Annotated in this window: 4 protein-coding genes and 1 pseudogene; 1 reads left to right on the forward strand and 4 read right to left on the reverse strand. The window is 47.4% G+C overall.

What is annotated here, in order from left to right:
- Positions 1-137 precede the first annotated feature (137 nt).
- Complete coding sequence (locus tag M6F29_RS11490; RefSeq protein ID WP_298159989.1) at positions 138-731, forward strand: N-acyl amino acid synthase FeeM domain-containing protein; 594 nt, start codon at positions 138-140, stop codon at positions 729-731.
- Between the two features lie 236 nt (positions 732-967).
- Here M6F29_RS11490 and M6F29_RS11495 read toward each other — a convergent pair whose 3' ends face one another.
- The 4 genes and pseudogenes from M6F29_RS11495 to M6F29_RS12600 all read right to left on the reverse strand — a co-directional run.
- Entirely contained in the window at positions 968-1,345 is a 378-nt protein-coding gene (locus M6F29_RS11495) for a response regulator (RefSeq protein WP_298159991.1), read from the reverse strand.
- A complete protein-coding gene (locus M6F29_RS11500) occupies positions 1,342-2,277 on the reverse strand; it encodes a diguanylate cyclase domain-containing protein (protein WP_298159994.1) in 936 nt (311 codons plus the stop codon). The genes M6F29_RS11495 and M6F29_RS11500 overlap by 4 nt, the downstream gene beginning before the upstream one ends.
- Positions 2,278-2,364: 87 nt before the next feature.
- A complete protein-coding gene (locus M6F29_RS11505; protein WP_298159997.1) occupies positions 2,365-3,036 on the reverse strand; it encodes a flagellar brake protein in 672 nt (223 codons plus the stop codon).
- A gap of 61 nt (positions 3,037-3,097) precedes the next feature.
- A pseudogene (locus M6F29_RS12600) lies at positions 3,098-3,220 on the reverse strand (IS30 family transposase); the annotation flags it as partial.
- Positions 3,221-3,434: the final 214 nt, after the last annotated feature.

Genomic DNA, 3,434 nt, shown 5'->3' on the forward strand with positions numbered 1-3,434 from the left:
TTGAAAGACTGGCCGGTCAAATTCATGTCGATTCGGTCTCGGGTGGGGATTTTCTATAACGAACACGGATTCAGGTTTCAAATAACGAAGTTCTATTGGACGCCAGAATCCCTTCACGGGTTCATGAGACTATTCACTTGGAACTTGCAGTCACTAATGAACAAAAATCCGCATCTCTTGACCTCATCCACAACCAATACTCCAAACGCGGATATTCACCCCCCCTGTCTCTGGAAGACCATGACCAGTGGATTACCTTCATTGCCGCCGAAAACTCGGGGCAAGTGATCGGAACCATCTCCGTAAGACCCGACACCATTCATGGCTTATTTGCCGACGAAACCTACCAAGACCACCTCAACGAACTGCGTCAACAAGGAAACCGGCTCAGTGAATTTGGACGTCTTGCCCTCAGACCCGTCGCCTGCAACCGACACATACTGTCTGAGTTATTCTATCTCGCCTATCTGTATCTTCGTACCCAGTGCAACTGTTCAATGGGGGTTTTAGAAATCAATCCTCGTCACGCAAAATACTATGAAAAAAAACTTGGGCTGTATCGTATCGGCCCCCTGAGACATTGCACTCGGGTAAGTGCCCCGTCAGTCCTGATGAGTGCCGATTTTCCCTTTCTTGAAGGTAGGGTAAAAAAACAAGGTTATTTCCTCGAAACTGCTTGGGCATTTCTGTCCACCCATCACATCAATATACAGGAGAGCCGGAATTTTTGAGCAGGTCGTTAGGTAACTGAACATTAGACATACGGCCCTCCCAACCGCTCCGGATTTTTCCTGGTGGTGGGGTGGGACGAACACAAAAACGGGACGATTCGACCATTTTTGCATTTATCGAAAATTTATCGCGTGGAACTTCATGCCAATATTGGGCAACTGGTTATGAAAAAGGATTTTTTGCAAGGTGCAAAGCAGGGTTGCTGAAAGACGACGCTATCCCAACCAGGACTACCTCACGACTTTTTTGGTTCAGCAAATATCTTGTCTACTAAATCCAGAATGGTCTGCGGCTTGAATGGCTTTAAGATATAGCCACTGATACCGATTCTTTTCATCTCCATGAAGCATTCCCGGTTGGCCTCCGCGGTCACCATGATAACCGGAATAACGGAATCCTTGGTTCGGATAGCCGACACGAATTGGGTGCCGGTGAGGCCAGGCATGTTCCAATCCGAGAGTATCAGATCAAACGAGTTGCTCCGCATAAGTTGAAGCGCTAATTCTCCGCTGCTCGCCTCCATCGTTTTGTAACCACTGCTCCTAAGCAAGGAGGATATAACGGTACGTATGGACAACATGTCGTCAACCACGAGAATGCTTTTACAGGTCATGTGGCATCTCCCAGGTCCTGTGGATGTGGTGATTTATTAATGGGTGGATTCGAAATTGAAATGCAACCCGATGGTGGCTTGGTGTAACGACAGCAGTTCTTCCCGCTGTGTTTGGCCAAGTACATTGCGGCATCGGCGATTTTTACCAACTGCTCTGCTGTTTCTCCGTGGTCTGGATAGATAGCGATACCAATGCTGGCGCTCACCGTACAATTTTTTCCGTTGATCATAAATGGGTAAGCGATAGCATCAACAATTTTCTTGGCTACGTGGTCGTTGCTGCTCGTTGTTTGCGCATTACAGAGAATCACCGTAAACTCATCACCACCTATGCGCGCCACCGTGTCCGATTCCCGAACGCATGCCATGATTCTTTTGGCAGCCTCGCGCAGAAGTGCATCGCCAGCATCGTGCCCTAATGTGTCGTTGATATGTTTGAAACCGTCAAGATCAAGATAGAGGACAGCGATCGATTCTTTATCTCGAAGTGCTCTTGTTATTGCTTGATTGAGACGGTCATAGAACAGGATGCGGTTGGGAAGTCCTGTAAGGGAATCATGGTGGGCGAGAGCAATAATCTGTTCATTTGTTTGTTTCAGACGGGTAAGTAAAGTCCAAATGAAACGTGCCTGGAAACCACCGATTATATTCTCACTTCCTAACTGAGATTCAATATAGGCGGTGATACTGTCATCGCCTGTAAGGTTGAATGCGAGACAAGGTCTGCTCGCTTCGATTGCTTCAGAAAGGTCGGTAAAATCCAGAATGCCGTGTTTCCTTGCAATTTCTAGTGCTGGAGCTTGTGGATCAGTATCAATAATACCGATAATATTAATCATCGGATCTTCCCGAAAAAGATCAAGCATCGCTAAGCCGCCGCGGCCAGCACCTATAACGAGTATTCTCTGGATGTATTGAGGTTTTACTGTCATGAAAAGCGCTCGTTATTGAGTATGCACAATTTTTACCAGAAGATGCAACCGAGGGTAAGGAAAAATGTGGAAGTGAAATTTATTTGGTCAGGGTCCTTTCAATATATTCTGATAGACTAAAACCTGAAGAGCGAAGGATTCGGTCTGATCAAGGTTATGGAATTCGGTGCCGTACATGAATAATGGCGATTCCCCATCCCCGTCCTGGCATTTGTTCTCAGTAATCACCTTGATCACAACAGAAGGGAAAATATTTGCCGTAACTCCTTGGCTTGAAACCTGAATACATAACTTGAACACATCACCTACCTGTCCCAATGAAACCGTGGAGCCCAGTTGTACGCCGGTAAAACTGATGTCTGAAATGGTACATGCCAGTTTCATTTCTGGAGTGTCCTCCCGATAAACAAAGGCAGAGACATTCGTTTTAACCCGAACTGCCTTTCTGATCTTCATCTCTTGAATGGAAACCGGATAGGTCACATGGAGGTAAGGGTATGGTGTATTGCAAACCCGCAACACGCTCGTAGTAAAGGCATAGGCGTTTTTCCCCGAGAAATATCTCATGACAATATTTTGCCCCTCGTGCGCCAAGATCACATGGCCATTGAATTCAGGAGCAGTCACCAAAACACTCCGCTTTTCACAATAACCGATCAGCCTGACGCTGTATTTTTGGGAGTTTTGACCTGCCCACACTTGTGCTTGCAACAACTCGCCCACCTGCAGGTTAAGGGAAGCAAAACTGGACATCACCATGGACGGTTCGACCTTCTTGCTAGAAATATTGGCTCTTGGTGACATAGTGTGGGGCGCAGACTCAAGTTCGAAGTGCAACACCTGATGGTGGCTTAGTGTGGCGCACCGTTTTACCGAAGAATACCTCAAATGGCGTTCTGAACCCAAGTACTTTTCTGGGCCTGAGGTTGAGACGATTCACGGCCTGCTATTCCCTGTTTCGGTCGCCTGCGCTCACCCAATTCGTGATCATAACCGATGAGCCTGAAACCCGCATGAATCCTAGAGGCGACCTCTTGAACGCTCAAGAGGCAAACAGAGAACAGAGAGAGGAAAACTGGCAAAGTGGCACCGGAAACTGGGTCAGGGGCAGGGTAACGCTCAAGAGAAAAACTGCCGGAACCCCGCCAACAGTGGCG

Source organism: Ferrovum sp. (assembly GCF_027317285.1).
Taxonomy (GTDB): Bacteria; Pseudomonadota; Gammaproteobacteria; order Burkholderiales; family Ferrovaceae; genus Ferrovum.

Excerpts from the sequence above, each read along its gene's own strand:
- M6F29_RS11505 (WP_298159997.1), bottom strand. The coding sequence starts at position 3,036 with ATGGTGATGTCCAGTTTTGCTTCCCTTAACCTGCAGGTGGGCGAGTTG.
- M6F29_RS11495 (WP_298159991.1), bottom strand. The coding sequence starts at position 1,345 with ATGACCTGTAAAAGCATTCTCGTGGTTGACGACATGTTGTCCATACGT.
- M6F29_RS11500 (WP_298159994.1), bottom strand. The coding sequence starts at position 2,277 with ATGACAGTAAAACCTCAATACATCCAGAGAATACTCGTTATAGGTGCT.